This window comes from Candidatus Hydrogenedentota bacterium, assembly GCA_035416745.1.
In the GTDB taxonomy this organism is placed as follows: domain Bacteria; phylum Hydrogenedentota; class Hydrogenedentia; order Hydrogenedentales; family SLHB01; genus UBA2224.
The window spans coordinates 1-26,953 of record DAOLNV010000078.1 but is presented as its reverse complement, the minus strand read 5'-3'; the positions used below and the strand labels follow the sequence as shown (position 1 = coordinate 26,953).

21 protein-coding genes are annotated in these 26,953 nt (G+C 59.3%); 12 read left to right on the top strand and 9 right to left on the bottom strand.

What is annotated here, in order from left to right:
* Window positions 1-128: 128 nt before the first annotated feature.
* Window positions 129-1,379 carry a CaiB/BaiF CoA-transferase family protein gene (locus tag PLJ71_18340; GenBank protein HQM50653.1) on the bottom strand — a complete coding sequence of 417 codons (1,251 nt, stop codon included), beginning with the start codon at window positions 1,377-1,379 and terminating at the stop codon, window positions 129-131.
* 237 nt (window positions 1,380-1,616) lie between these two features.
* Between PLJ71_18340 and PLJ71_18335 the strand changes: the two genes are divergently transcribed.
* Both PLJ71_18335 and PLJ71_18330 read left to right on the top strand, forming a co-directional pair.
* The gene (locus tag PLJ71_18335) at window positions 1,617-2,024 is read left to right on the top strand and encodes a hypothetical protein (GenBank protein HQM50652.1); all 408 of its coding nucleotides are present in this window, start codon (window positions 1,617-1,619) and stop codon (window positions 2,022-2,024) included.
* Window positions 2,025-2,028: 4 nt separating this feature from the next.
* Window positions 2,029-3,051, top strand: coding sequence for a PHB depolymerase family esterase (locus PLJ71_18330; GenBank protein HQM50651.1), 1,023 nt, complete (start codon window positions 2,029-2,031; stop codon window positions 3,049-3,051).
* Window positions 3,052-3,195: 144 nt separating this feature from the next.
* Here PLJ71_18330 and PLJ71_18325 read toward each other — a convergent pair whose 3' ends face one another.
* The 5 genes from PLJ71_18325 to PLJ71_18305 form a co-directional block, all read right to left on the bottom strand.
* The gene (locus PLJ71_18325; GenBank protein ID HQM50650.1) at window positions 3,196-4,269 is read right to left on the bottom strand and encodes a family 20 glycosylhydrolase; all 1,074 of its coding nucleotides are present in this window, start codon (window positions 4,267-4,269) and stop codon (window positions 3,196-3,198) included.
* Between the two features lie 78 nt (window positions 4,270-4,347).
* Window positions 4,348-5,649 carry a DegT/DnrJ/EryC1/StrS family aminotransferase gene (locus PLJ71_18320; protein ID HQM50649.1) on the bottom strand — a complete coding sequence of 434 codons (1,302 nt, stop codon included), beginning with the start codon at window positions 5,647-5,649 and terminating at the stop codon, window positions 4,348-4,350.
* Between the two features lie 117 nt (window positions 5,650-5,766).
* Complete coding sequence (locus PLJ71_18315; GenBank protein HQM50648.1) at window positions 5,767-6,501, bottom strand: L,D-transpeptidase family protein; 735 nt, start codon at window positions 6,499-6,501, stop codon at window positions 5,767-5,769.
* A 144-nt stretch (window positions 6,502-6,645) separates the two neighbouring features.
* Complete coding sequence (locus tag PLJ71_18310; GenBank protein ID HQM50647.1) at window positions 6,646-7,875, bottom strand: SGNH/GDSL hydrolase family protein; 1,230 nt, start codon at window positions 7,873-7,875, stop codon at window positions 6,646-6,648.
* Window positions 7,876-7,900: 25 nt separating this feature from the next.
* Window positions 7,901-9,445: a CARDB domain-containing protein gene (locus tag PLJ71_18305; protein HQM50646.1), complete on the bottom strand. Its 1,545-nt coding sequence runs from the start codon at window positions 9,443-9,445 to the stop codon at window positions 7,901-7,903.
* 344 nt (window positions 9,446-9,789) lie between these two features.
* Between PLJ71_18305 and PLJ71_18300 the strand changes: the two genes are divergently transcribed.
* From PLJ71_18300 to PLJ71_18290, 3 genes are read left to right on the top strand one after another with little or no spacing between them, the layout of a single operon-like run.
* Window positions 9,790-10,875 (top strand): hypothetical protein, encoded by a 1,086-nt coding sequence (locus tag PLJ71_18300; GenBank protein HQM50645.1) that lies wholly within the window; start codon window positions 9,790-9,792, stop codon window positions 10,873-10,875.
* On the top strand, window positions 10,868-13,855 hold the full coding sequence (locus tag PLJ71_18295; protein ID HQM50644.1) for an O-antigen ligase family protein: 2,988 nt from the start codon (window positions 10,868-10,870) through the stop codon (window positions 13,853-13,855). Before PLJ71_18300 ends, PLJ71_18295 begins: the two co-directional genes overlap by 8 nt.
* Before the next feature lie 22 nt (window positions 13,856-13,877).
* Window positions 13,878-15,401 (top strand): sulfatase, encoded by a 1,524-nt coding sequence (locus PLJ71_18290; GenBank protein ID HQM50643.1) that lies wholly within the window; start codon window positions 13,878-13,880, stop codon window positions 15,399-15,401.
* Window positions 15,402-15,492: 91 nt separating this feature from the next.
* On the opposite strand, the gene PLJ71_18285 is transcribed toward PLJ71_18290, so the two are convergent.
* Entirely contained in the window at window positions 15,493-17,310 is a 1,818-nt protein-coding gene (locus PLJ71_18285) for a hypothetical protein (GenBank protein HQM50642.1), read from the bottom strand.
* A 425-nt stretch (window positions 17,311-17,735) separates the two neighbouring features.
* Between PLJ71_18285 and PLJ71_18280 the strand changes: the two genes are divergently transcribed.
* Complete coding sequence (locus tag PLJ71_18280; GenBank protein HQM50641.1) at window positions 17,736-19,115, top strand: MBL fold metallo-hydrolase; 1,380 nt, start codon at window positions 17,736-17,738, stop codon at window positions 19,113-19,115.
* An 85-nt stretch (window positions 19,116-19,200) separates the two neighbouring features.
* Here PLJ71_18280 and PLJ71_18275 read toward each other — a convergent pair whose 3' ends face one another.
* A complete protein-coding gene (locus tag PLJ71_18275; GenBank protein ID HQM50640.1) occupies window positions 19,201-20,124 on the bottom strand; it encodes a response regulator in 924 nt (307 codons plus the stop codon).
* A gap of 276 nt (window positions 20,125-20,400) precedes the next feature.
* Between PLJ71_18275 and PLJ71_18270 the strand changes: the two genes are divergently transcribed.
* The 6 genes from PLJ71_18270 to PLJ71_18245 all read left to right on the top strand — a co-directional run bounded on the left by PLJ71_18270 (window position 20,401) and on the right by PLJ71_18245 (window position 26,399).
* Window positions 20,401-22,746 carry an ATP-dependent Clp protease ATP-binding subunit gene (locus PLJ71_18270; protein ID HQM50639.1) on the top strand — a complete coding sequence of 782 codons (2,346 nt, stop codon included), beginning with the start codon at window positions 20,401-20,403 and terminating at the stop codon, window positions 22,744-22,746.
* Complete coding sequence (locus PLJ71_18265; protein HQM50638.1) at window positions 22,743-23,321, top strand: FHA domain-containing protein; 579 nt, start codon at window positions 22,743-22,745, stop codon at window positions 23,319-23,321. Before PLJ71_18270 ends, PLJ71_18265 begins: the two co-directional genes overlap by 4 nt.
* A gap of 255 nt (window positions 23,322-23,576) precedes the next feature.
* Complete coding sequence (locus PLJ71_18260; GenBank protein ID HQM50637.1) at window positions 23,577-24,629, top strand: hypothetical protein; 1,053 nt, start codon at window positions 23,577-23,579, stop codon at window positions 24,627-24,629.
* 102 nt (window positions 24,630-24,731) lie between these two features.
* On the top strand, window positions 24,732-25,505 hold the full coding sequence (locus PLJ71_18255) for a DUF4261 domain-containing protein (protein HQM50636.1): 774 nt from the start codon (window positions 24,732-24,734) through the stop codon (window positions 25,503-25,505).
* On the top strand, window positions 25,499-26,083 hold the full coding sequence (locus PLJ71_18250) for a type II secretion system F family protein (GenBank protein ID HQM50635.1): 585 nt from the start codon (window positions 25,499-25,501) through the stop codon (window positions 26,081-26,083). Before PLJ71_18255 ends, PLJ71_18250 begins: the two co-directional genes overlap by 7 nt.
* A 91-nt stretch (window positions 26,084-26,174) precedes the next feature.
* Window positions 26,175-26,399 (top strand): hypothetical protein, encoded by a 225-nt coding sequence (locus PLJ71_18245; GenBank protein HQM50634.1) that lies wholly within the window; start codon window positions 26,175-26,177, stop codon window positions 26,397-26,399.
* Window positions 26,400-26,426: 27 nt separating this feature from the next.
* Here PLJ71_18245 and PLJ71_18240 read toward each other — a convergent pair.
* Window positions 26,427-26,953: potassium transporter TrkG (locus PLJ71_18240; protein ID HQM50633.1), on the bottom strand; the 527-nt coding region annotated here is incomplete at its 5' end.

Here is a 26,953-nt window from a genome sequence, read left to right as displayed (position 1 = left end):
CCACTAAATCAGAATACGCCAATCGGCCTGATAACGCAAGTTCCCCAAGTGCAGGACTGCCCTGACCGGGCATGGGGCGCGCCGGGTTGCAGGCGGTTCTCACCCTTCGGGCGTTGGAGCATGCCTGCTCAGATCACGCCCTCTTTACGAAGTTTGGCGCGCTCTGCTTCGCCGAACCCGGCGGCATCTAACACTTCGTCGGTGTGAGCACCCAATGCCGGCGGCGCCTGGCGGTGGTGTACAGGCGTTCGCGAGAACTTGACCGGCAAAGCGGTCGCCTTTATCTCACCGCCCGAGGGCTGATGCACGCTCTCGATGGTGCCGCGCGCCTGAACGTGCGGGTCGAGGCAAGCCTCCTGGGGCGTCAACACGGGTGCGATGGGGAGTTTGCTGTCGATAAGTTGCTGAATGATTTCTTCCCGGGTCCGCTCGGCGCACCATTCCGCCAGCATCATGTCGACATCGTCCCGATGGCCCAAACGCGAGAGGAGATTGCTGTACCTGGGATCGTCCGCGGCCTCCGGCTTTCCCATCACCTTGGCGAGTATCTTCCAGTGAGAATCGAGCAAGACGCCGGCGTACACATACCCGTCCTTGCATGCATAGACATTCGTAGGCGCCGCATAGGGGACGATGTTCCCATATCGCGGCGTTGCAAGACCGTGCGCCGCCATAACATGCAGCCCCGTGCACGAATCCATGGTCGCATCGAGCAACGAGACGTCGAGGTGCTGTCCTTCGCCTGTATTATGTCGGTGGCGCAGCGCGGCCAGGGCACCGATGGCGGCGTGCAGACCGGTCAACTCATCGCAAATATACACGGGAACACGAACAGGCGTTGTGGTATCGTCGGAGGCATTCATCCACAGGAGTCCGGCCATTGCCTGTATGCCGGGATCGTACCCGGCACGGTCAGAATACGGGCCGTACTGGCCGAAACCAGTGATGGAAACATAAATGATATCCGGGTTCACTTGCCGGACATCTTCGTAACCGCACCCCCAGCTTGGCAAAGCTCCTTTCTTGAAATTCTCGACGATGACATCAGCGGTCTCGGCGAGTTTGAGAAACACCTCGCGCGCGCCCGGCTTGCGTAAGTCAAGAGTGATGCTTCGCTTGTCGCGATGGAGCGCCGCATGCTGGTAGCCCTCGGGCGGGTCCGTATCGGGAAGCATTGGAGGGATCATTCGGGTGACATCCGGTGACCGGGCCAGCTCGACGCGAATCACATCCGCGCCGTAACCCGCGAATATCGCCCCGCAACGGGGTCCCGCGATAGTGGTCGCGACTTCAAGCACCCGAATACCTTCGAGGGGACCCCGGATGTCTGTGCGGGCCTCTTTGAAGAACGCTTCCTTTTCTTGGTTATCGATTTCCATGTTGTCACCTCCCCAGCAGTCTGACCCGAGCTCTTCCCTCACGCAGTCTCTTGCGGCGCACGAAGCAAAAGACCGAGGATAACCGCGTCAATCTTCAAGTTATAATATCATGAGAGGTTGGAAAGTTGTAAATGAACGTTTGGAGGGCTCTTGAAGCCGCATACCATGTGCGAGTTCCGGGCTGCGGCTGCGAATGGCGCGTGGTAGCACCGCGTTGTCGCACACCGAGGAGATGAAGTGAAGGGATACGCCCGTTTGGTAACCGGTCTTTTCGCGATTATCATGTTGTTATCTGCTTGGGCGTATCACATCATGGAAACACGGAACCTGACAAAGTCTCTAAATACTGAAGCCGCAACTATTATCCGTGCGCATACGATGTCCGAAGGCGTACCATGTGGAACACAGGTATCCCTCGAAGCGAGCGCGGGCAGGACTCTGCCGCTTTTCGGCGCCGTATGGGGCAAGATCACGGTTTTCACGCGCGGGAACGGCGCGTCGGGGAAACCCGTCTATGGAGCTATCGAATATTTCTATGTGTTGGAAGAAGGCCAATGGCGTATGACGGAGAGCGGCGGCTGCACGGGGCCCGAGTGCCGGGTTCGCGCGGAGAAGGCCTTTGGTGAGGATGGCGCAGGGAATTGAGCGAGTGGGACGAAGCATACAGATGAGCGGCTTTTTCAGAACAGTATCCACATACCTGCCGCGCAGACGCTCCGGCCGCCTGCTGCTCTTTCTCATGGTTGCCGTTCTCGCGTCGTTTGCCTGCGCGACGCTCATGAGCTGCGGCATGACCGAAGGCCTCGAGTTGCGCCGGATAGCGTTTGGCGGCGACACGCGTTCCTACTACCTCCACGTCCCGATCAGCACGGATGCGTCAACCGGGGCGCCGCTCATCATCGCGCTGCACCGCTTCACGGAAACCGGGGCGTGGATGGCAAAGATGACCGGCTTGAACGCGTTGGCGGATAGCGAGAGTTTTCTGGTGGCCTATCCAAACGGCAAGTCCCGCCGCTTCAGCTTTCGTCCGGGGGCCGACCCTGACGACGCCGCGTTTGTTCTCGCGGTCATTGAGGATATCGCTGCGATTCATGTCATCGACCGGTCGCGCGTTTATCTTACCGGCGCGTCGAACGGCGGGTTTCTTGTTCACAAGCTCGCGTGTGAGCATCCGGAGACGTTCGCAGCAGCGGCGCCAGTAATGGCGACCTTTATCCGGGAGAGCGCGGAGACCTGCAGGCCGGGCAACCATATGCCCATGATGGTCATTCACGGCGACGCCGACCCCTTGGTGCCTTACAGCACGGATTCGGTCTTTGCGGGGCCAGGCATGACGCTCGAAGTGCTGTCAGTCCCCGAAACGGTAGCGTTCTGGGCAGAGCAAAACGGTTGTCTTGCGACCCCTGTCGCGGAAGCGTTGCCGGACATCGCGCCCGGCGATGGAACAACCGCCGTACGGGAGACTTATCTTGGTGAGGACGGTCTGGCACGAGTCGTTCACATCAAGGTCCAGCAGGGGGGGCATACCTGGCCCGGAGGATGGGAACCTTGGCCGGCTTTCATCGTCGGCAAGCAGAACGAAGATTTCAGCGCAACGAGGATGATTTGGGATTTCTTCAAGCAGCACAGACACGAAGACCCACTTTCGCCGGAAGAGACACATGTACCGTAGGGCATCGGGCAGGAGTCAAAGCAACTTGTTCGTCGAGCCTGGCCACAGCCTCACGAGTCTCAACTGCCTTGGAGGCGGGCCTTAAACCCGCGCCATAGCATGCCCGAGGGGAGAACCTCCCGTATCACAGACGACTCTTCCGGGTTACCACTGTCTTGACACTACTTGGAAGGTCTCTGCGACGCGTTTTGCCACGCTGGGTTTGTCGTCTTCGGATTCTCCGAGGACGGCCCGCGCGAAGTCTCCGGGATTACACCAGGTCGTGCACATGTAGCCGATCATAAGGTCTTTCTGGGCCTGGCGTTCGGCGCTTTCCATAAGGGCCAACGCGGCCGAAGGGGATTTCCACGTGGCGGGCCACACGCGAAAGCCCTTCTCCTGAAAGAAGCCGACGGACGGATAATCATCCATGCGGTTGTAATGCCAGTCGCAGATGATGATGTCTTTTGGAATCATGTCGATGGCGGGCGCGGTGCCGTTGCTGCTGCTTTCCATCCAGTTGTACCGGATCTTCGACCGGTCGATAAGACGGTCGCCCCACATCATCATCGTAAGGCCCTTTTGCTTGACGAGGTAGTCGTGGTAGTCGTTGGCGGCTTTCGCGAAGACTTCCGCGGGACTTTCGCCGTTGTAATGAGGCGTGGTCGCGTCGGGGAAGAGCATGACCTCGTCCATCCCCACATGGAAATACTTTGGTCGGAAAGCTTCGATCAGCTCGTCGAAGAGCGGAAAGATGATTTCATTCACTCTCGGGTCCAGTGGATTCCAGCTGACATGATAGTGGTTCGGATCGCTGTAATCGGGTTTCGGCGGCGCCATCAAATCGGGATAGGTGCTCAGAAAGATGTTCGGCCGGCTCCCTTGATGGCCGAAACACTGGAACTGGGGTATCAGTTCGATTCCGAGACGCCGGCATACCGCAAGAAGCTGCTGGACGTCTTCCTTGTTCATCCCCGATTTCGATGCCAATTCCGGATGAGATTGGTACTGGAAGTTGAAATCGACCTCGACCACAAGCGCGTTGAGCCCGTTCGGGACCAGTTGTTCCTCGAGGGCGCGAATCATAACCGGCAAATCTTCGCGGTTGCTAAGATAGACGTGCAGTCCGCGCCAAGCGTCTTCGGGCAACGGTTGCGACCCTTGTTTCGTTGCACACCCTGTCGCTAAGAACAGCGCCATGCAAAGGGTCATTGCCGTTTTTCCCATTCTTGCATACATTTCTGACTCCTCGTTTTGCGCGGGGACCGGAAACAAACACTCTTTCCCTTGGTGTCAATCCCGTCTTCCGCGCTTTTTCTAGCTCAACTGATCCAGACTGGTCATCACTTTGCGCACGGCCGCGGCCATCTGCAACAGAAACTCCTCGGCCACATCCACAAAGGCATAGCATCCGAACAGCCGGGTGCAGACATCCTCGGTAACCGGCAACGATGGGGGTGCCACGGGAGGGCCCTGGTACGACACAGGGTCGTAGAAACAGCCGCCGAGAGTCCGCCGATCGAAGCTCGTAAACAGGGGCGAACGGTGGATTAGCCCGTAGGTGAAGTTCGTGGTCGAATACCTGTCGCGCGTGATGGGGGCGCCTTCCGCCTGGAACGCCTCTTCGAGGCGGTCCATGTCGAGACGTTTCGCTATGTTGCGCGCCACTTTGAACTTGAACTCGAGGTACCCGCCGCGCTTAGTGCCTTCCCGAGGGTCAATAACCTCGATGCCTTCGATGTCCCGCAATGCGTTGTTGAGGATGGCGTAACAGCGGGTTCTGCCCTCATTCAGCTCAGGCAGCATCTCCAGGGTTTCCAGCGCCAACGCGATCGCGAACGGATGTGCCCGGTATTTCGTGCCCAAGCCCATGTCCCCCAGGTGATCGAAGGTGCGTTTTCCCTCGCCGTTGGTAATCCGCCCGAAATGCCCGAGCAAGATCATCCGGTCAAGCAGTTCCGGGTCGTTTGTGACCGCTACGCCGGCCTCGCCGCCGGTAACCGCTTTCTGGCCTTGCAGACTGAAACACCCGATATGGCCGATGCCGCCCACGGGCCGTCCCTTGTACGAGGCTCCATGCGCATGCGACGCGTCTTCGATGACCGTAAGCCCGTGCGCTTCCGCGATTGCCATGATGGGGTCCATGTCTACCACGTTGCCCCAGGTATGCACGACGCAGATTGCCCGGGTCCGGCGGGTCACCTTGCGTTCGACGTCGGCGGGGTCGATGACCAGCGTATCCGGCTCGATGTCGCAGAAAACGGGCGTGGCCGAGCAATGCAAAACGGGCGTGACGGTGGCGTGCCATGTGTAGCTCGGCAGCAGGACCTCGGTGCCGGGTTTGACGCCCGCGGCGACATAGGCGCTGTGCAACGTTGCCGTGCCGCTGTTCATGCACAGGGCGAATTTCGTGCCGATCATCTCGCGAAACGCGCGTTCGAATTCGCCAATCACGCCGCCGCCGTTGGCGATGGTAATGATTCCCTCGTCCAGCAGTTCGCCTATCCTGCGCTTGGCCGCCTCAACGGGAATTCTCTGCCACCGGTCATGGCCGGCAAGGGTAACGGCCAGCGGCCCTCCGTAAAGCGCAAGCTCGCTCTTAGTCTTTTCGGTATCCATACTTAGAACCCCGGTTCTCATGCCCTTGGGGCGAGAACCCCGCCCCGGATGCTCCCTGCCTGAGGCAGCAGTATACTCGAACGGAGTTTGCTGGGAAAGGTCAGGCCTCTTACGAGACTAACGCCCCTCCTGACCGCCGCGGCGGAAGGGTTCGAGGGCAGTCGCGAGTTCGCCGTATAGAGCATTGGCCCAAGCCGGACCGGTATTCCGGGGGAAGGCTTGTCCTTGCCGGAGATCGCTGGGGGCGAGCAGCACCTCGATGTTCTCAAGTCCCACGTCGGCCGACAATACAAAGAGTTCCTCGATGGCCCGGTCGCCCATGGCCAGACACCCGATCGAGGCGCTGCCTCCGTGGATAAAGATGTCGCCCCCGAGATTTGTGCGGCCGTCGGCTTCCGCTTGCTGCTTGTCGAAAGCATTGGGGTAATCCAGCTTGAGCGACAGGTAGAACGCGCTGTTCGGATTCATGCCGCTTACCCGGTACCTGCCTTCGGGGACTTGGAGGTCTCCCTCGCGCAACTTAGGTCCCGGCCCGCCGCTAGCCCCCACGATCGGGTATTCGCATATGAACACGGGATGGCCGCCGTTTTCGGCCCAGACCTCGAGCAGGCGTTCTTCTTTGAACGCCAGCAATAGGATCTTCCGGGGAGGGTAAGCCGCACCCGCGTTCTCGAAATGGGGACGATAGCGGCTTCGAGCCTCGGGTCCGATACGGTTGATGACCTCGAGAACGGTCCGTTTACCCAGCATCTTCAAGATTACCTCCTTGCGCCATCCCGGATTCAGAAGAAACACCACCGCTGCCGCCACAAGGAAGAGTACCGGAAGGCCGAATGCCAGTGCGCGTTTCACCGCCTGATTCCCTGGCATGAAGAACGGCTGACGATCTCGATACAGGCGATCTGCCTCGGACTCAATATCCTCATACGGCGCGACGCGTGTCTTTCTGCGCGCCCATATCTCCAGTCATGACGCCCAATGCACGGCCGGCCCTGCTCAGTTGCAGACGAAATCGAGTATGCGCACGGCATGGCCTTCGCTCTTTTCGTTTCGTTCTTCGGCAATGCGCAGCACGAGCTGGTGCTCGCCCGTTGCGAAAGCCTCGCCGAGGATATGGCATACGGGACGGTGGAACCGGGTGCAGTAGTGGTCGAAGAGGTCCTTTTTCTGGAAAGGGCCGCCGTCGATGCTGTATTCGATGACGCCCGCATCCATGCCCGCAATGCCCGAGATGCCCACGAGCGAACCATTGAACTTGAGCCGTAACTCCGCGCCGGGTTCAAGGCCGGCAAGCACATCCACGGGACCGCCGTAGTTGCAGGTCTTCTCGGCCTTCCATGCGGGGTCGCGTTGCCATCCGGAGACAACCTCGGCTTCGGAGGGATTGACCAAGCGACCGTTTTCGTAGTTCAGAGGGTCGAGGGCAGGCGGCATGTCGTGGGGCGCTATCCGCGCATCCGGGGACAGCGCGCCAGGCCACGCGGCTGCCAAAAGCCCGGCCACAAAGGTTCCGTACAATTCATGACCAAAAGCGTTTGGATGACAGGAATCCCCGGAGAATCCTTCCCAGGCGAACTCGCCCTTGGCAATGCGATGCGCAACCTCTTTGGCGTTGTAGATGACAGGCAAGTTGTAGTAGCGGACAATTACGTCGTGGTCGGCGACGGCGGGCGATACGCCTCCCTGGTCAATGGCCGCCACCTTTCCCGTATCCGCCAGATACTGCACGACGATATCGATATTGGGGTTGAGTTTCCGCGCATGGCGAATGATCCCTTCCATGGCACGCATCCGGTGGACGTCGCCGGGGCCGCCGCCTTCGTCGTTCACCGCGAACTCGAGAAAGAGCAAGTCGACGGGGCCATTCTTGAACACGTCGCGCTCGAAGCGCATCGCTCCGAAGGTTGAATCCGTTCCTCCGATTCCCGCGTTCAGGAAGTCAAATCTGGTGTCAGGAAACAGCTTCTTCAATGTATCGCAGGTATGATCACGCCAGCCGGTTTGCGTGGTGATTGAACCTCCCAGAAAAGCGACCCGTCCTTCCTTGTCGCGCTCGAATCGTATGCGCGAGTTTGCGAGCCCCTCGCGCGCATCCATGTATGTTTCGCTGTGGGCATCCAATACACCGCCGCCCTCCCCGGCAACGGCGGCGGCCTCCCACGAGACCGTGCCCGAGATGACCATCACACAAACACATCCTGCCAGACAGAGAGCATGACTACGCATTGCCCACTCCTTTGCGATTCATCGACTATTCCTGAATAAAGCGTTCCAGAGACACGCTGCCTTCCAGTACCGTCGAACCGGGCGCGGAAATGACCCGCGCCGAGACCATGTGCGGTCCTCTGCCCACATCGACCCGTTCGACAAACAACGCCCTGTCCTCGTTGCGATTCGCGCCGGCCGGGACGGAGCCGGCGGATTTCGTGGCAATGACCTGGCCGTCGGATAGAAGCTCCACTTCGACCGGCCCCGAGTCGACCGCGCCAATGTTGCTCAACGCGGCGGTCAGGGAGAAGTCCCCCGATTCTTCGCGTTCGAGCCAGATGCTGCGCGGCAGAAATGTCAGGCAGGGCTTGACCCAATACTCGAAGCAAAGGCGGTCGGCGTTCCTTTGGACTGCCTCGTGGTGCCGATCCATCTCCTTGGCGCGTTCCAAGCCGTAGTCCTTGCTGCCGTACCCGCCGTTGTACCACGCGATGCCGCGCATTTCCGGAAACCGCTGGCGAATGTACCGGATGACCTCTTCTTGCTCGCCAAGAGTGGTCCGGTCGGGCCGCTCGGAAGTGTCCAAGGCCAGCAGAGTGTAGCAGTCGTTGCCGTAGGCAGGCTGAAACATGTCGGTGTTGCGGATGTAGGGGGACAAGCGCGCCTCGATTGCCGCATAGATGTCTTCCGTGCCCAGTTCGTCGGGCAGCGCCCTCCACAGGTAGGTCTCCAGCAGGAACAGGTCCGCGCCCTGGCGTACGACGCTCGCAAGTTCGGGCCGCGGCCCTCCCCCATTCCACACGGCGAAGAACCTGCGCGGATTCTCACGTTTTGCGCGCGCAAGGGCCTGCATGGAAGCGATCGAGGCTTTCAGCTTGAACGAATCGGGATATCCTCCGACCTCGTCTATCCCGAATCCGCGGATCTCGTTCCCGCTCCGAGTGAACTTATCGTAGAACGTTTGCTCGATCTCTTTGAGGACGGCATCGGGGTCGGTCTGGGCCTTTTCCTTGTCGTAATAAGTCCAACTCATTCCGCCGTATTCCCAATTCAAGGGGATTACGCCACGCTCCTCCAATCGCACGAGACTTCCCTCGCCAATCGAGGTGACGACGGTCGTCCAGCGCGCGAACGGCACTTCCCGGTACCAGGGGAAATGAAGTTTGAAGTTCCGGCCCCTAACGATGAACGGCAGAATTATCTCGGCGGCGTTGTCTGTCTCGTTCGACTCGGATATGCGGTTGGCGGGGTCGACTTCGGCGCGTACAGTAAATAAACCGTTGCTGGCAGAGGTCCATGACAAGGTGGCTTCGGCGATCGTATCCTTGCGGGCAAGGTCGAGAGATTCCGAGAAGACGGCCTTTCCTGCCATATCCGTTATTGTTATGCGGGCTGGGATTCTTGAGGGCGTTTTGCCGTCGCATTGTGCCCGCAAGGTTATCGACGCCGCGTCGCCCTCGGTGGGCAGAACGGGGTTAGTGAAAAGCCCGCCTTCAAGATAGGGTTCTGCCGACAGGTTCACGTTCGCTGCGTATGCAGCCGTGCACAGGCAGCACATAGAGATCGCCGCTACCAATACCTCTCTCATTCTCGCCCCCTCCCCGCGCCTTTGCCGTTTTGATACACACCCTTCGCCTATTGACAAAGAAGTTTGTGATCTTTCTGGCCTGCGCACGCTGACTGAAGACTCTGTTTTTCCGAAGAACAATCCGAAGCCAGAGCATAGCGCAGGGCGGTAAAATGCGGCAAGCGCGCCAAATTCCCGTCTCAGGCGATGTACCGCGCCTGTTACGGCTGGACCCCACCGCTGTAACTGAAGTCACTTGATTGCGAATGCTTTGTTTGGGATGATGCGGCTTAGCTGTGTAGATCGCTTCCCTTAATTAAATAGAGCAACGCGCCCGCGAAGAAAGCGTTGGATTTGCGAAGATCATGACGGAACAGACTCTGGAATCTAAGGACAAAACCGCCTTTCTCATACCGGACCTGAGGCAAGGCATGTTGCTTGCCGGGGTGCTGGCGGGCCTCATCCTTGCCGCCATGGTATCGATCCAATGGGTACAATATACCGTGCACCGCTACCATCCCTTCGTTTTTGAAGACGATGCACGGAAAGCGCTCGAGGACGGAGATTTCGGCCTTGCCGTTGACATCTGTACGGGAAATCTGCTCTACGCAGGCAACCAGTTTCGCAGTCATGGTTTGGTGCACCTGCTGCGGGCAAAGGCGTACTTCAGCGAGGGGAGTTTCAGCAAAGCCACAGATGATCTAGCGGAGGCTGACGCGTATTGGCGCGCCAGTTTCCGGAACGCCCGTGAGGCGGACAGACAGGAAATCAAAGACTTCGCCACCGAAATGGGTAGAACCTGTCTGGCAACGGGGGACGCCGCCCAAGCTCTGTCGCTGTTTTCTCTTGCAGGCTCGGGTTCCGGCGAGGCGCTGGCCTATCTGGAAGGCCTCCGCGCCAGTCTGAGCGCCGCGGAGGCCGCGTCGTTGTGGCCCGGCGGGGAGTACCTCATTGTTCGAGACTTTGCCCATCCCCGATACGCCCTGTTTCAGACATGGACCGAGAGAACGGGCCGCACCGTCGATATGGGTCCGACAAGCATTGTTCTTTCTCCGCCGCTTCCGGTCATGCAGGCCGCGCGCATCGCCGCGAACCGTGCCCCTAAAGAAGGCATGAGCTGGTATAGCACGCCGTTCTATATGCGGATCCCCGAGAGGCCATGCAGGTTCCGGGCAACGATACTTGTGAAGAGCGGCCCTCCCCCGCGGCTCCTTCTCGGGCATTTCTATCCGGAAACTGGCCTTGGGGGGACCACCACCGGCGAGGCGCCGTTTCTGCTGAGCGATGAAGATTACGCGGTCGAAGCGGTGCTTCCCGGCCGCGGCGCTGGAGAGCCTGCCGGCTATATCGTACGCGTGGGGTTCGCTCTGCCCCGCGACGAATGTGAATACGTCATCAAGCGCATCGATTTGCTCCCTGGCGACGGGAAGGAATCCAGAACCGATGGGTAAGGGTACGCGCACGAAGAAGACGGCCTCCCCTCCCGCCCCTGCTCCGGCGCGCGCGCCGCGTTCCATGCCGCGCGTCGAGGCCGTTCTTCGGGCCTTCTTCGCGGTTCTGCTCTTGGTGGTGATTCTCGCGTTATACCCCTATACGCGGGATGCGACCGCGCCCATCAAGTATCTCCTGATCGCGTGGGGCGCGGCGATTGCGGCAACCCTTCTGCTTGTTCTGGGGACGCTCCAGGATGTTCCATGGCGGATGCCACGCGTTCTCCCCCTCATCCTGATTGCATTTATTGGCGTGAATCTGTTGGCGGCCCTTGCTTCGGATTATGTACCCAATGCGATGGTGACGTGGCGGCGATTCGCGTCGCTTTTCATTGTCTATGCCATCGCCGCGGAGGTATACCGCAAACCCCGGCATATTTCCGGGCTGATGCTGGTTGCATGCATTGGTGTCGGCATATCTACACTTTATGCGGTCGCTCAGTATTTTGGGCTGGACCCGTTCCCGTGGGAGAGCAAAGAGTCGCCCCTTTACCGCGAGCTTCCGGGAACTTTCGGCAACCCCAATTACGCGGCTCACACAATGATTCTGTGCATCGTTATGGCGGTCTTTCTCGCCACGCGCCGCAGAACGCGATGGGCCGTCGCGTTCGCCATCCTCTTCCTGGTCCATATGTACTTTACAGGCCAGCGCGGCGGCCTTGTGGGCCTTGGCATGGCCGTGGCGCTGCTGGTTGTTGCCAATGCCGTTCGTACACGCATACACCCCCCTCGCCGCGCGGTCATCGTGTCACTGATCATTACAGCCCTCATCGTGCCCGTTATCGCATTGGCCGCCATGGGCGTCTTCAAAGCACGAACAGGCATTGCTTTGCCTGTCGAACGTCAACTCCTGTTGCGCTATCACGGGTACGATGGAGCTGCCCGCATGATGCTGGCGAATCCTCTGCTCGGCTTCGGCCCTGGCAACTACGAAATCGAGAACCCATTCTTCTGGACCATCGAGGAACAGGAATGGTTCGCCATGGTCCGCAAGATGAACCAGCACGTGCACAACGACATTCTGGAAGCCGGGGTGGATGCCGGATTCCCCGGCGCTGTTCTGTACCTTCTCTTTCTGGTTACAGGCATTGGCCAGGGCCTTATGCTGGCCTTCACCGCCGGGAGCCCGGTCCGCCGGCGTTTAGGCTGGGCGCTCGCGGCGCTCTTCTGCGCATTTCTGGTCGACGGCGCCCTTGGATTCAACTCCCGCGTTCCGGTTTCTGCGCTGCTCATCTTCCTTGCGGCTGGGACCCTCGATGGGCTGCACTTGAACGCCTCCACGAGCCCTCCTGTCCCCGCGAGGTCGCGAGCGGCCCTTGGGATTCGACTTGCGCTTTGCGTTTCCGCACTGGTTTTTGCGATATACGAAACACGGGTGTTTCTTGCTGAAAAACAGCTGCAGCTCGGCCGGGGCGCGTTTTTGGGCAATGCCTTCAACACGGCCAACGGGCATTTCGAGCGTGCGGAAGAGCTGTGCCCGTGGCAATGGCTCGCGCCGTTTGAACGGGCAAAGTGCGCTTTGCGCATCGCTCAACGTCTCGAGTCCGAGAAGCACCCGGAAGGGGGGTATGCCATGCGCAATAAGGCGGCGGAGCATTTCAGGCGCTCGGCCGAGAGGAACCCCACGTATGTGCTCAGCTTATTGGGCATAGCGGAGACGAATTTCAGCCTGGGTCACGCGGAATCGGAATTCAACCGCGATACCCGCGGCAAATACCTGGAAGACGCGCGCAGCGCCGCCGCCGAGGCGGAAGAACTGTGCCCTTTGTTGCCGGAAGCCCACGACATCCTGGGCCGTATCGCATGCCTTCGCGCCGCTGAGATGCGTACCGCTGGAGAGAACGCCGAGGCCGGTGCACAGGAGATCGTGGAACAGTGGCATATTGCTATCCATCATCTGAGGCGTGCTCTGGAATTGGGCTCCGAGAACAAGAGTGCTCTCCACCTTATGCTGGCGCAAGCCCACGCGGGCACGCAGGAACTCGACGCCGTCGAAGACGATTTTCGCGAGGCCATAGCAGCAGAGCCGGCGAATAGAGACATTCTGCCCGCGCTGTACCGTTTTGGTTCGCAGTACAACCGCTATGATTTCCTGCGGGAACTCTTGGGACAGTATCTCGAGCGGCTGCGCGCAACGGCGCCTGAGGAGACGGAGATCACCGCGAAAGCTGCCCTGTACCTTGCAGCTGCTGAGTACGGCATTTTCAAAGATGAGGAGAAGGCGGAAAAGGCCTACGTGACTGCGGCCAAGGCAGCGCCGGACCTTTCGGACACGTGGAGCGCGTTTGCCCAGTTTTCCAAGAAGAGCAATCGCCCGAAAGCGTTTCAAACCGCTGTAACCCAAGCCTGCCACAACGCCATCAAAGCAGGAAAGAAGCCCTTGCCCCAGGTAGAGGCTGTTGTCGCCGTCTGGGAGGGAGGAAGCCGGAAACTGCCGGAGGCCACCGGGGAATTGGCACGTGCACTGCAAAACGCGGTCGAGAGCGGCCTCGCTCCACAAGAGGCCCGAAACCAGTTCGGGTGGCCCGCCGAAGTGTTGCTTGTGGAATCCCAGAAGCAAGATATTGCATCGACAGACCGCGGCATTGCACTGCTCAACATCGGCACGATGCTTGACAAGATGGACCTGCTCTCGCTCGCTGGCACGGTTCTGCAAGCGGCTGTCCGGGAGCTTCCGCCCCCGCAAGCGGCCCTGGCGGCGAGAGAAGCGGCCCGCGTTCTGGCCCGGCAAAACAAGAAAGAAGATGCCTTCGAGATGCTTCAGAAGGCCCTCGCATTGGAGCCAGACAACCCCGAGACGCGGCTGGAATTCGCCAGGACTCTGGCAAAACTGGGCCGGAATACCGAGGCCCGCAAAGAATATGCAATAATTCTCGATATGCCTGGCGTAGGACAAGACGCCCGTGAGACCATCACTAAGGAGATGCGCGCCCTTCAATGAGATGGCACGCAGGAGACGTTTGATGCTTGTTGCTGACCGGTACACACAGACAAGACGCCTGCTGAACGCCCGCCTCAGCGTGTTCTTGTTCTGCATGCTCACCGGCGTATGTCCGGCGTGGGGACAGCCCCCTGACATTGCCCTGCCCCAGACATTCGAAGGTTGTAATCTCATTTTCATCACCATCGACGCGTTGCGGGCCGACCATATGAGTTGCTACGGGTATCGGCGAAACACTTCCCCCTTTATCGATTCGCTCGCCAATGAGGGACTGCTTTTCGAACAAGCGCGAGCCAACAGCACCTTCACCCGCGAATCCGTGTCTGTTCTTTTCTCGGGCATGCTGCCCTCATCGAGCGGCGCTTTCGGGTGGTTTGCCCAGCTTCCGCCGGAAGTGCCAACGCTGGCCGAACGTTTCGCGGCAAAGGGCTACGAAACACTCTTTTTAAGCAGCAGCGTTGTGCTTGCCGGGCTCACCAAGGGGTTCAACACCGTCCATCACCTGCCCTTGCGTTGGCTGGAGAGCGCGGAAGGTCCTAAGCTGTCCGCAATTGCCATGGAGCAGGCAAAGAAGGTCCGCGGGAAACCTTTCTTCATGTACCTGCATTATTTCGATCCGCATGGACCCTACGAGCCTCCCGACGACTTGTACCTGCGATTCGCCAAGACGCTCTACCCTGAGCCACTGCACATTTTCGAGGATGTCCGCGCGGACCTGAACCAGCTCAGGGCGGAGGGATTCGGGCCGGGCGATCCGCGCTTCGAAGATGTTGTCATCTCATACGACGCTGAAATCGCCGACTCGGACCGGTCTATCGAAATGCTCTTTCACGCGCTGAACGCGTACGGCATGCTCGACAACACCCTGGTGGTCATTTCGTCGGACCATGGCGAAGAATTCCTTGATCATGACTGGGTGGAGCACGGATGGACCCTGTACGAGGAGGTGCTGCGCGTTCCTCTCATCTTTTGGGCTCCGGGCAAGGCGCCCAAAGCACGCGTGGCAACTCCTGTTTCGATTGTCGACTATTATCCCACGCTGACGCGCTTGTTCGGCCTGTCGGCGGAGGGTTCCTCGCTGGACGGGGATCCGCTTTTCCAGCCTGCTGACACGGGGCTTCGATTCGTGCCTCCCAAGCACCCGCACATCGCCGAGTTGCTGCTTCAGGAACGTGGAATGATGCGTTGCGTCATCGCTGACGAATGGAAGTACCTTGCCGCCCTCAAGTGGTTCACGCCGGAGGAACGCCCTGGCGAGGTTCGGCGGCTCGAGGAGGTCCAATTGGGGCTTCAGGCGGGAACAATACCCATGACCCCGATCTGGCGGCCGCCGGTCAACGAACAACTGTACGACCTCGAGAACGACCCGCAAGAAACACGCAACATCGTAATGGAGAAACCTGCCGTTCGAGACCGTCTGAAGGCCATCCTCGCGGAACGCGAGGCCTACTGTCGAAAGCGCGGCATTGAGACGCCCCGCCGTCAGGAAGTGCCTGCATTATCTCCCGCGGAAATGGAGCTGCTCCATAACATGGGATACTTCTGAGCCCTCCGGCTCCAGCCGCCAGCCCCAAGGTTGCGCGAGAGGAGCACGGCGCCGCGCCGGACAGCAGATGGATTAGGGCCACGGACTTGGCTTACCGGGCTTCGAGCCAACGGCGTGCGCGGCTCCCGACCTCAAAATGGAGGCAACCATCGGTCAACGGCACCATTTCCCCTGTGAATCGGTCGCGGTACATGATGCCGCTTTCTTGCAGCACGGGCCGCAGCAATATACTCACAGGTTCCTCGTTGTAATTCTGGACAAATAGAGACCGCTCGCCAAAAGGTTGCAGAGTGACCCGCGTGTGCGCTTCCATTGCCAGGTCTAAAGGCTCCATGAACGCGGCGCGCAGCCGGTTCGCGGCAGTCTCAGGCAATTCGAGCAGTCCCAGCTGGCGAGGCGCAAGCAGCACCTCGCCCACAGCGTCAAAATCCGCCTGCGAAAACGTGTGACAATTGAGCACCGCAACCTCGCCTCCCTGCGCACGGTGACGCGTAAGAAAAGGGACGGCGCTGTCGCTGCAGATCGCTTCGAGGAGGACTTCTGCCTGCGTGGCATCGAGCCGGCCGGCGAGGTCGAGACCGTGCCTTACCGGCGCCGACTCCCCGTCCAGTAAGACGGCGGAGGCTTTGAGCGGCTCGAGGACGATCGGCTTGACCCCCGCGGCGTCTGCTGCATCAGGCACACGCGATAGGAAGCCCGCGGTAAGGATGGCCCGTCCGCCGCTCGCAAGGTGCGTTTGCAGTTTTCCCAGGATTTCCGGATCAGCAGCGGCCTGTGCGGGCAAAAAGAGCGACCGGGCTCGGCCGGGAAACGCCGCCGTCGGCACAAGCGGCACGCCCAACATGCCTACAAAGTCCATCAAATACAGGTCACCGCCGGCATCGCTGCCGGCCGGCTTGTACGCTGGTATGCCCCAAACAGGGTCGAGCCGAACGGCCGCGGCAAGATCCGCCAATTGCTCGAATTGTTGAGCGAGAAGCGCGCACCCGGGATGGCCGCCCACGACATCGGAATAATCGAACACACAGATATTGCGCGCCCCGGCAAGCACGGATTGGTAGGCTTGGTCGACAAAGTCCAGTGCATCGCAGTCGCCGTGATCAAACCACGCGCATTCGGTCTTTTCCGGCGCGATGCTTGCGAGCCACCGGTAGTTGACGAAACCTTCGTAGGGCTGCACGAAACCGTACCGTTGCGTCCGGGCTCCGCGGGTTTCCGTCCCCACCCACACTCGGTCGAACTGGGCGGCGTGCCGGTCCACAGCATATCCATGGAGCTGAAACCGGTCATACCATTGGGGGAACTTCACGATGATCGTGAGGTCCGGGTTCTCTTGTTTCGCCGGAGCGATGAAAACCTCCTGCGCGACCGCGGCCATTAAATCGCACCGGTATTTGTCCCAGGGCAGCTCCCCTTTGGCAGCTATGGATTCTTGACTCAGGTCGTCCGTGCACAGAAAATCGTCGATAACGAACACATCAAAGAGCGGGGCGGCTGAGCGCATGATTCTCTCGAGGTCATCCCGGGTCTTGCGATTCTGCCAGTTGTACCAACTCAGCGGTCCTTCCTGAGGAACGCCAACGCCGCCGCCCGGCGTTGTTGCGATACCGCCGGCCACGTCAAACCCGTTGTCGCGGAAATAGTCCAGCACGCCCGCGAGATGTTCCGGCGGCACCACGTGTCCGCTCCGGTAGACTTCGAGGATTACGCGCGTGAAACCGTATTCGCGAAGCAACTCGACCGAAGCGCTTCGAGCCTCGAAAACGCCGTCTACGGCGCCCGCGGTCAGGTACACGCCCAGGCGCAGATCGTCCTGGCGCGCCAAAGCGCGTTCGTGTCCGGATTCCGCGGCCGCGCAGGGCATTCCCACAATCCCTGCGAAAAGAATAAGCCAGGCAATTCGATGCATGGGCTTTCTCCCTTTGCATGTTTCAAATGTCCACACCTTAAAGGACCAACGGTCCTGGAGACAAGCAAACAGTCGAGAACGGCAGGTATCGCAGCCGGGGTGGCCAGATGCGCTCCGGTAGCACGTCCGCAAGAATGTGGGGCCGGCTCCAAGCTTTTACTCCCACGCCCTTTCGTGTATATACTTGGTGTAGTTCGTGCCGTTGTCGAATGTCAATCTCCGGCCCGATGGTTTGTGTCAGGCTTACCGCACGCAGCGTACGTGGCAGAAATGAAGAATGCCCAACCCTCCGGTCTGGCTAAAGAAGGTCAAGAAGTGCCTGCGATGGCAATGGCACTGAACCCAACTCCCACGTTCGGCGCCCCAATACCGTGAAAGGGGTGTTCTGAGACGCCATAACGTGATATGAAAGGGAATTCATCAGCATGCGCATAACCTCCTATGGGGCGGCCTCCAATGTTACTGGCAGCAAACATCTCCTGGAAGTGAACGGACATAAGATTCTCTTTGACTGCGGCATGTTCCAAGGGAGCCGGACGGAGTCCGCGGACCGCAATCGGCGATTACCGTTCAATCCGAACGAACTGGACGCTGTGGTGCTGAGCCATGCGCATATCGACCACAGCGGCGTTTTGCCCATGCTGGCGCGTTACGGTTACCGGGGGCGGGTCTTCACCACGCCGGCAACGCGTGACCTATGCGCCATCATGTTGCTTGACAGCGCCCACATCCAGGAAAAGGATGCCCAATGGCTGTCGAAAAAGCACCAGAGTTTCATTCCCCCGCTCTATACGGACGTGGACGTCCGTGAGATCATGCGCCGGTTTATCAGCATCCCCTACGATATCAGTTTGGAGGTTGCCCCGGGTGTGTCCGTAACCTTCAAGGATGCCGGCCATGTTCTAGGGTCGTCCATGTTGCTGGTCCAATTCCAGGAGAACGGCAAGCAGCGGAGATTCATTTACTCGGGAGACATCGGGCGGAAGAACATGCCCATTCTCAAGGATCCCTGGGAACCGGATGATGCCGATGTCGTCATTATGGAAAGCACCTACGGCAACCGCGACCACAAACCCATCGAGACACTTGACGCCGATCTCGCCGAGACCATCAACCGCACGCATGACCGGGGAGGAAAACTCATCGTACCGACCTTCGCGCTGGAACGAGCGCAGGAATTCGTGTACGCATTGAAGCGCCTCGAGATGGCCAACCGCATCCCTGAGATGCCGGTTTTTGTGGACAGCCCCCTGACGGTCAACGTGACGGAAGTGTTCCGGCTACACACCGATTCCTTCGATGATGAGATAAGAAACATGATGGAGGAGTCGGGAGATCCGTTCCAGCTTCGCCACATCGAATACATCCGAGACGTGCAAGCTTCAATACGGCTCAACGGGCTGAAGAAACCATGCATCATCATTTCGGCATCTGGAATGTGCGAATTTGGCCGCATTCTCCATCATCTGCGCAACAACGTCGAGGATCAGCGTAACACCATTTGCATCATAGGTTTCCAGGCTAAGAACACGCTGGGGCGCCGAATCGTCGAACGTCAGCCGGAGATAAAGATCTTCGGACTCAGACACCGGCTTCTGGCCGATGTGAAGGTGTTCAACGCATTGAGTGCGCATGCTGGCCGAACCGAGTTGATCGATTTCGGAAAACGGTTTAACAACCGGGCGGAGAAGGTGTTGCTGGTGCACGGCGAAACCGAAGCGATCACCGCTCTTAAGACCGGACTCGAAGCGGAAGGCTGCACGAACATCGCGGTGCAAGAAGAGGCAATCCCCGTGGAATTCTAGATCTTGGTCTGGCCCCAAACCCGAATCGATATGTCCGGCGGTTTAAGCAAACGCGCCGTTTCGCGGACAATCTTAGCGGGCCATTTCAGCCCGTCTTGCCACGGCGATCGACGTATACCCCCCCTTTGCAGCCAGCAAACGCTTTCGCTCGAAGCTGGGAGAGCACCTCGAAAAGCTCATGGGGGGCAGCAACCTCCTTGGGGTCACAAACGGTGAGGCAAATCAGCACGTCGAGAAGAGGAATGCTGGACTCCCCACGCATCGCGGACGCATACGCCTGGCTATGACCGGTACTCTCGTAGAAGTGTTCGAGATGTTGACCCCACACGTGCTGCACAAGGTCACAGTAGGCTTTTGCCTTTGGCGGAGGCAACACGCATACGAAATGCCCTCCGCCCATATGGCCGCAAAAGAAGGCTTCCCCCGGAAAATTGCGTCCGGCTTGCTGAATGGCCCGGCCCAAATGACGAATCGCTTTGGAACGGCAGTCCTCGCCGTACTGACGCGCAAACTCGCGGATGTGAAGGACCTCCGCATAGGCAATGGCGAATTTCTCGCGAAGGCTCACGCGGCGCTGCACTTCTCGCTTTGTTGCGCCTGCCGCTGGCATACTGACGAGGGGATCTTCGCCGCCTCTGTCCTGACTTACCCGCAGCAAGGCTTCCATGCGATGAATAAGGTTGTTGATGTCAAACGGTTTTACAATGTAATCGTCCGCGCCTTGGGCAAGCCCGTGGTGCAACTCCTCATCGCCTTTCATAGCAGTGAGCATGATAATCGGCATCATATACAGCTCGGGATCGCGCCGAAACCTCCGGCAGACCTCGAAGCCTGAGGTGCCCGGAAGCATGATATCTAGAATGAGCAGGTCACAGTGGTTTTCCTTGGCCACCTCAAGAGATCTCTCGCCGGCCGGCTCGCTTACGCAGGTGTGTCCGGCATCCGAAAGGTGTTCCCGGAGATAATCCGCCGTCCGTTGATCATCTTCGACAATAAGAATAATTGCCACACTCCGATCTCCCTGTGCCCACACCCCACGCTCGTGAGAACAACGTATCCCTTCCGGGCACCACGATTATTCCTCTTCGTTTCGATAAACACTATAACGTAGCGCTAAATTAGCACAGATACGGCGGATAACGCAAACACAAAGAATGGCGGAACTCCGAGGTCCATTTAACCGGGCCCCGGCCCGCCCCCCCGGCCGTGTCGGCCCCCGGCTTGCGCGTTGACGCCATTCGCTGTATTGTTATTCATAAGAGGGTACAACAGCGAGGGATACCCAGTGGTACGAGTTTCGATTTCCCAGGAGATAAACGCGATCCTGGACGAAGCAGCCGCGCTAAGTGCAAACCGGAGGCAGCACTATGTAGGCGTCGAGCATCTTTTCGAGGCCATACTCGAGAAACCCGAATCGTTGCCGCAGGACTTCTTTCTCCACTACGAGGGCGTGCTGGAGCAAGCGTTGTCGGATATTCGCCAGCACCCCTGGCCCGGCAACGTGCCAACGCCGTCATCGGAGCCGTTTTTCACTCCCCGCGCGGCGCAGGTTGCCGCAATGGCCGGAAAACTTGCGGAAGGCATGGCCCTTTCGTCCGCATCAACGGGGCATCTGCTGCTCGCCATCCTTGCCGACCCCCACTCCTTACCAAGCCGTGTATTTGATGCGTCGCGCCTTCTGCGCGGCCCGTTGCTCGAGGACCTGCGCGATTACCTGCGGAAGTCTTCAGACAATGCGTCCTTCAACCGACGGAACAGTCTCAGAAAGGACGCCGCGGCTGGCGCTCCCGAAAAATCAGCGGCGTCCGGCCCGGCAGGGTCGTCCGTGTTGGCTTTGCTGACCCGTGATTTGACTCTGGACGCGCGAGAAGGCCGGCTCGACCCGGTAATCGGCCGTGAACGGGAACTTTTTGACCTGCTCCAGGTCTTGGCTCGAAGAACCAAGAACAACGTGCTTCTGGTCGGAGACGCGGGGGTGGGAAAAACCAAGCTTGCCGAGGGCTTGGCCATCGAAGTGGCCGCCGGCAAACTCGATGACGTATTGTTTGGGTATCGGGTGCTCGAGCTGGATGTGGCGGGGCTTCTGGCGGGAACGCAGTATCGCGGCGCATTCGAAGAACGGTTGCAGGGAGTATTGCAGGAGATCGCCACGCTGCAGGACGTCATTCTTTTCATTGATGAGATTCACCTCATCATGGGGGCCGGGTCGACTGACGGCGATTCGATCGATATGGCGAACCTCCTCAAACCAGCGTTGGCCCGGGGCGACCTGCGGTGTATCGGCGCCACGACCTACGAGGAGTACCGCCGGTTCATCGCCAAAGACCCCGCCCTCGAGCGGCGCTTTCAGATGCTGCGGATCGAGCCGCTGACGGAGGAAGCAACCTATGCGGTTCTCCGCTCGCTTCAGCCGGCCCTCGAACGCCATCATGAGGTCACCATCAGCAAACGCGCCATGCGAGCGGCGGTGCGTCTGTCTCAGCGGTATATGACCGACCGGCAACTCCCCGACAAAGCCATTGACGCCCTGGACCAGGCCTGCGCGCGCTTCCGTCTCAAGGTGGTAGCCCTGCGGCAACGGGCAAAGTCGGAAGGGCTGCCCCCTCCCAAGATAAACAAGAAAGTCACGCCGCACGAGGTCAGGAAAGTGATCAGCCGCCTCACGGCCGTGCCCATCGAGGAAATCACGGCCGAGGACCGCCGCCAACTGGCAAATCTGGAACACGCTCTGAGGCGGCGCATCATCGGCCAGGACGCGGCGATCCGCAAAGTCGTCGCAACGGTCAAGAAGTCCCGCGCTGGGTTGTCCGATCCCCATCGTCCGGACGCGGTGATGCTGTTTGTGGGCCCGACGGGAGTTGGTAAGACGGAACTGGCCAAGGCTCTGGCTGAGCTTCTGTTCGGCTCATCGAACCATCTGGTCACCTTCGATATGTCGGAATATGTCGAAGAACATTCGGTTTCGAAGCTCCTGGGCGCGCCTCCCGGCTACGTGGGCAGCGAACAGGAGGGCCGCCTCATTTCGGCTATTCGCAACAAGCCGTTCTCGCTCCTGCTCTTTGATGAAATCGAGAAGGCCCATCCTCGCGTGTTTGATATCCTTCTGCCCGTATTCGACGAAGGACGGCTCCGCGAGGGCCACCGGGGCGAGGTCAGTTTCAAGCACTGCATCATTGCCATGACGTCCAACGTGGGGGCCCACATCCTCGAATCCCCCGAAGCCAGCTCGGACAGTCTGGCGCTGCTCGATGCTTTGCAGAAAAGGTTCCGTCCTGAATTCATCAACCGCATTGACGAAATCGTGCCGTTCTACCCGTTGTTGTTTGAGGATATCCGTCAGATTCTTCATATCTCGATGCGCAGGTTGAAAACCCGGTTGATGGAGAAGAACCTTCGGCTCCATGTGTACCAAGGCGCATACGAATATCTCGCGCACCAGGGGCACAGCGCCGAGTTTGGCGCCCGCGAACTCCAGCGCACGTTCGACCGCCTCCTGGTCAACCCTATCAGCGACATGATTCTGCGAGACGCCTTTCAGCCGGGCGACATCATTGACGTCCTGGTCGAGACCGACAAGCTGACCATCCGGAAGGGAACACGGTCGGCGCCGTCGAGGGCACATCACTCATGAAGAAAGCAGGATATCCCGACTGCCTTGTGGTCATCAACGGCCCGGAAGATGGCGCCGAATTCCCCATCGCGCGCGCACCCATCTACATTGGCAAGGACCCCCAATGCGCGGTCAACCTTCGTTTGGACAGTGCCATCCAGGGCTACCATGCCCGCGTAACCGCGGTATCAGACGGGTACCGTATCCGAAGTATCGGCGGCGCCCCCGTATTCGTCGGGGGCAAACGGGTCGGCACCTTGGTCTCCCGCATCGTGCGCGACGGCGAACAGATGCAAGTTGGCAACACCCTCATGACCCTTGAATGTGCGCCCGACGGGCTCGCAAGCCGCAGCCGCGGCATGCCCAGTGAAAGCGATATCGCGTGGCTTCTGCGCCAGGTCGCCGACTTCACTGTCCGCGCTGGACGCTGGTCAGGACGTTTTCTCGTCAACGCCTTCCGCGAATCTACGCACCACTGGAAATTCTTCACGTTGCTAGGGGCACTCATCGTGTATCTTGTGTACCCCCCCTTCCGCGACGGCGTGAATCATGTCGTCGGCATGGCCTGGGACTTCGTCAAATCGTTAATGCCCTGATGACAGAGCGCAGCGTGAAGTTTGAGGAACGATACGTCCGAGAGGACCCATATGCCTCATTAGTCGTATAGGCCGTGTCTGGGGAATGATGCCCCCGGACGGATGCCGCCCTCCGGGGAGACACCCTCTTGCCCCGCACCTGTCTGTACGGCCAGCCCCACAGCTGATTAGTGAGGCTTCTGGACAGAACGGGCGGCAAGCTGTTACAACAGGCCGGTTCAGGACAGCGAATCAAACTGAAGGGAAACACCCGGCATGAAACTGGCATGGCTCATGGCGATGGGTATAGCAGCACTGGCAGATGCGGGCACTGCGGCTCAAGACATCGACGCAATATGGCATGAGATCCTGGCCAATCCCCCGGCCCTGCAGTATACCGAAGCGCGAGACCGGGCGCTTAAAGCGCTGGACGAGCGGCTCATGAATGCGGATTCCGAGCGCTCGGAGGACGTGGTCATCTACTACCAGCGTGCAGTGGACCGGGTGCTTGACACCCTCGAGACCCAACGCATCGCGAAGAGCCTCCGGTTGTTCCAGCTTTATTCGAGCTCGGTCATCGTACAGACACCCGAGACCGTGTTCGCCATCGACCTTGACCAGGGCCCCAACAAACGCATGGACCAGACAGCCGACGACGAAGGAGTGGAACTCAGGATGACGGCAGAGCAAATCCAGCGCATCGCGCGGATTATTGATGTTGCGTTTCATACGCACGAGCATTACGACCATGCCGATTACGAAATCACGCAAGCCCTGTGCGGTGCGGACAAGACGGTTGTCGTCACGAAGAGCAACAAAGACCGATGGAAGGGCGAACCCTGGGCAGAGAAGCTCCTCGTCCTCGACCAGACCATCGCGAAACCCCATACCATTGGTGCCCTCGAGGTCGACGTGCTCCAGGACCATCAGTGGGACAACGACGAGCACACGAGCGGCACGCCTTGCAACGCCTACCTCATCGCCACGCCCGGCGGCATGTCTGTTTTGAGCAAGGGTGACATCAACTGCGGCCTGCGCCTGTACGGCTGGCTGCAGCTCATGGCGGCCAACGGCAGGCACGTCGATCTCGTCACCGGCACGCCGCTGTTCTGGCGAGGCGTCAATACCGCCCGCGAAATCGATACCCTACTATCCCCGGTCTGGGCAATCGGCCATGTCTGGGAGTTCACACACCGGTCACCCGGCAAATCCGGCGGCGCCACCGGCACTTACACCGCCAACCTCATGATGAACAAGCACCAGTTTCAAAAGGGAATACCCGTCCTCCTCTCCTGGGGCGAATACCTCGATTTACCAGAAAGGAAATAGCCTTCTTCACCCATGAATAGTTGACTCAGGACGTTTCAGGGTAGAGTAGCGAAGGTCCTCTCAAGCAACTCTTGCCCGAAGGCTCACAAAAAGGCAGCAAACATGGCGATCGGAATCTCGATGATCATGCTGACAGGCGACACGCCCATACGAGTGGGCGCCGTGCAGCAGAATCTATCTTTAAACTGGCCGCAGCTCTCAATCGCCACCCAAACCAAAGAAACGGATGGGACGATATCGTTTCAAATTGACGAAACCATGGTCATTATGGGAAAGATGCCGGCTCCCATTCCCTGGAGAGACCTCGAGGGGCCGTGTTCAACGAGCTTCCTCTGGCGAAACGCAACGCACGAGGTGAAACAACATTCCCTGCATTGGCTCGTCACAATCATGGGGAATCTGGAGCCTGTTCCGCTTTCAAACCTGTTGACACAAGTCACGGCGGCAGCCATGGCGGCGTGTCCGCCGGCGATCGGCGTCTACTGGCCAAACGCAGCGCTGGTCATACCCAAGAGAATCTTCATTGATTTCGCCAAAGACGTCCTGCCCAAAGGCCCCCCGCTTTACATCTGGGTCGATTTCCGGGTTGGCAAGGATTCCGAGAAGACAAGCGCTGGATTCACTCACGGCATGCAAGCACTCGGGCATATGGAGTTCGAGACGCAACAGTTTCCCGAACCGCCCCCGGAACTGCACGAGAGACTCATGGCCCTCGCGCGTTACGTCATCGAAAACGGCCCCGTCATCCGCGACGGCGACACCGTGGGCAATGACGCCGAAGAACACGTCCGCGTCATTTACTCCCCCTCCGCATTTGGCCACCCGGACAAGGTCATGCGGCCAATATACGAAAGCCCCACCCCACGCGCGTGCTGATCACCCTTAGTCGGTTTGCCCGGGATGGATGGTGGTTGGGGGCTATCCTTCTCACTGCAGCCCCGCTTCTCGCGAAACGGTCGCTGCAGTCAGACACTGGTAAGCGCCTTTGTGCCACAACATCGCTCAGGCTCTCCTTCCTCCGGAATCTCGTCCGCAAGGCCGAAGTCGCCGCCTTCTCCCGCACGCTCGCCACGCTGCTGTCGAGCGGACTTCCCATAGTCAACGCACTTCGAATCACTGCGTCCACGCTCAAGGACCCTTTGTACAGCGAGGCGCTTCAGCGAATGGGGCAATCCGTACGGGACGGAGATCTCCTCAGCGCGGCACTCTCCAAAGAGCCTCTGTTTCCCGATATGACCGCAAACATAGCCGAGGTCGGAGAAAAGAGTGGCGACTTGAGCGGTGCCCTGCAATACCTCGCCCAAGAGAACGAGCGCGAAGTGGACCGCGAAGTTCGAGTGCTCATGACGCTGCTCGAACCGGCCATGATCCCTTTTCTGGGCACGGTGGTCGGATTCATCGTCCTCGCCATGCTGTTGCCGATATTCAATCTTGGCGACGCGCTGCAGGTCTGAGCTTTAGTGTGAGTGTTGGGCGAGCAGTCCTCTCCGGTCGGAGGCGCGATATATCCTATGCGAATCGAAGCCGGTTAACGGTCCCGAACTGGTGGCCAGGGTACTGCAGGCCTGGCTCGCCGAGCGCGGCGCTCAGGCCATTTGCATCACGCCCGGAAGCCCCTGGGAAAACCCGCAGGCCTACAAAGTGCTCGACGTCAACCGCACGGACGTGACGACCGTGGAAGAGATCGTGGACGTGATGCGCGGAAAAGACGGTTGCGAGCGCCGCACTTTGCGCGTTCCATGGCGTCGAAAGTGGAAAATCCCAGGGTAAAATGGAGCGCAGAGGGCGCCCCATTGCTCAGGCGCGCCTCCAGAACGACGGCATAAAGAGCACCATGATACTGACTAGTTCGAGACGGCCAAGCACCATACAGAGCGAAAGAAATACCTTGCCCACTGTGGGCAGGAACGCGTAGTTCTCAACGGCGCCAACTGCGGAGAGGCCGGGACCGACGTTGTTCAGCGTCGCAGCAACTGAACTGACGGCGGTCTGAAACGGCAACCCCAACAGCGACATGAACAGGCTGCCTCCAACAAACCACAGGAGATACAGCACAAAGAAACTGTAGACCGTCTGCTGAACCCCGTCATCGACTACATGCCCGCTGACACGCACGGCGCGCACCATCTTGGGCCGGAACGTTTGCTTCAGTCGGGCGTAGGCCATCTTCAGCAGAATAACAAATCGCACAACCTTGATTCCGCCGCCTGTCGAGCCTGCGCACCCCCCCACAAACATCAATACCACCAGCAGCATGCGGGCAAAATACGGCCATGTATTGAAATCAACGGTGCAGAAACCTGTTGTCGTCATGATCGACGCCA

Coding starts and splice junctions, on each gene's coding strand:
- PLJ71_18340 (HQM50653.1), bottom strand. CDS start 1,379: ATGGAAATCGATAACCAAGAAAAGGAAGCGTTCTTCAAAGAGGCCCGC.
- PLJ71_18325 (HQM50650.1), bottom strand. CDS start 4,269: ATGTATGCAAGAATGGGAAAAACGGCAATGACCCTTTGCATGGCGCTG.
- PLJ71_18320 (HQM50649.1), bottom strand. CDS start 5,649: ATGGATACCGAAAAGACTAAGAGCGAGCTTGCGCTTTACGGAGGGCCG.
- PLJ71_18310 (HQM50647.1), bottom strand. CDS start 7,875: ATGCGTAGTCATGCTCTCTGTCTGGCAGGATGTGTTTGTGTGATGGTC.
- PLJ71_18305 (HQM50646.1), bottom strand. CDS start 9,445: ATGAGAGAGGTATTGGTAGCGGCGATCTCTATGTGCTGCCTGTGCACG.
- PLJ71_18300 (HQM50645.1), top strand. CDS start 9,790: ATGACGGAACAGACTCTGGAATCTAAGGACAAAACCGCCTTTCTCATA.
- PLJ71_18295 (HQM50644.1), top strand. CDS start 10,868: ATGGGTAAGGGTACGCGCACGAAGAAGACGGCCTCCCCTCCCGCCCCT.
- PLJ71_18290 (HQM50643.1), top strand. CDS start 13,878: ATGCTTGTTGCTGACCGGTACACACAGACAAGACGCCTGCTGAACGCC.
- PLJ71_18285 (HQM50642.1), bottom strand. CDS start 17,310: ATGCATCGAATTGCCTGGCTTATTCTTTTCGCAGGGATTGTGGGAATG.
- PLJ71_18280 (HQM50641.1), top strand. CDS start 17,736: ATGCGCATAACCTCCTATGGGGCGGCCTCCAATGTTACTGGCAGCAAA.
- PLJ71_18265 (HQM50638.1), top strand. CDS start 22,743: ATGAAGAAAGCAGGATATCCCGACTGCCTTGTGGTCATCAACGGCCCG.
- PLJ71_18260 (HQM50637.1), top strand. CDS start 23,577: ATGAAACTGGCATGGCTCATGGCGATGGGTATAGCAGCACTGGCAGAT.
- PLJ71_18255 (HQM50636.1), top strand. CDS start 24,732: ATGGCGATCGGAATCTCGATGATCATGCTGACAGGCGACACGCCCATA.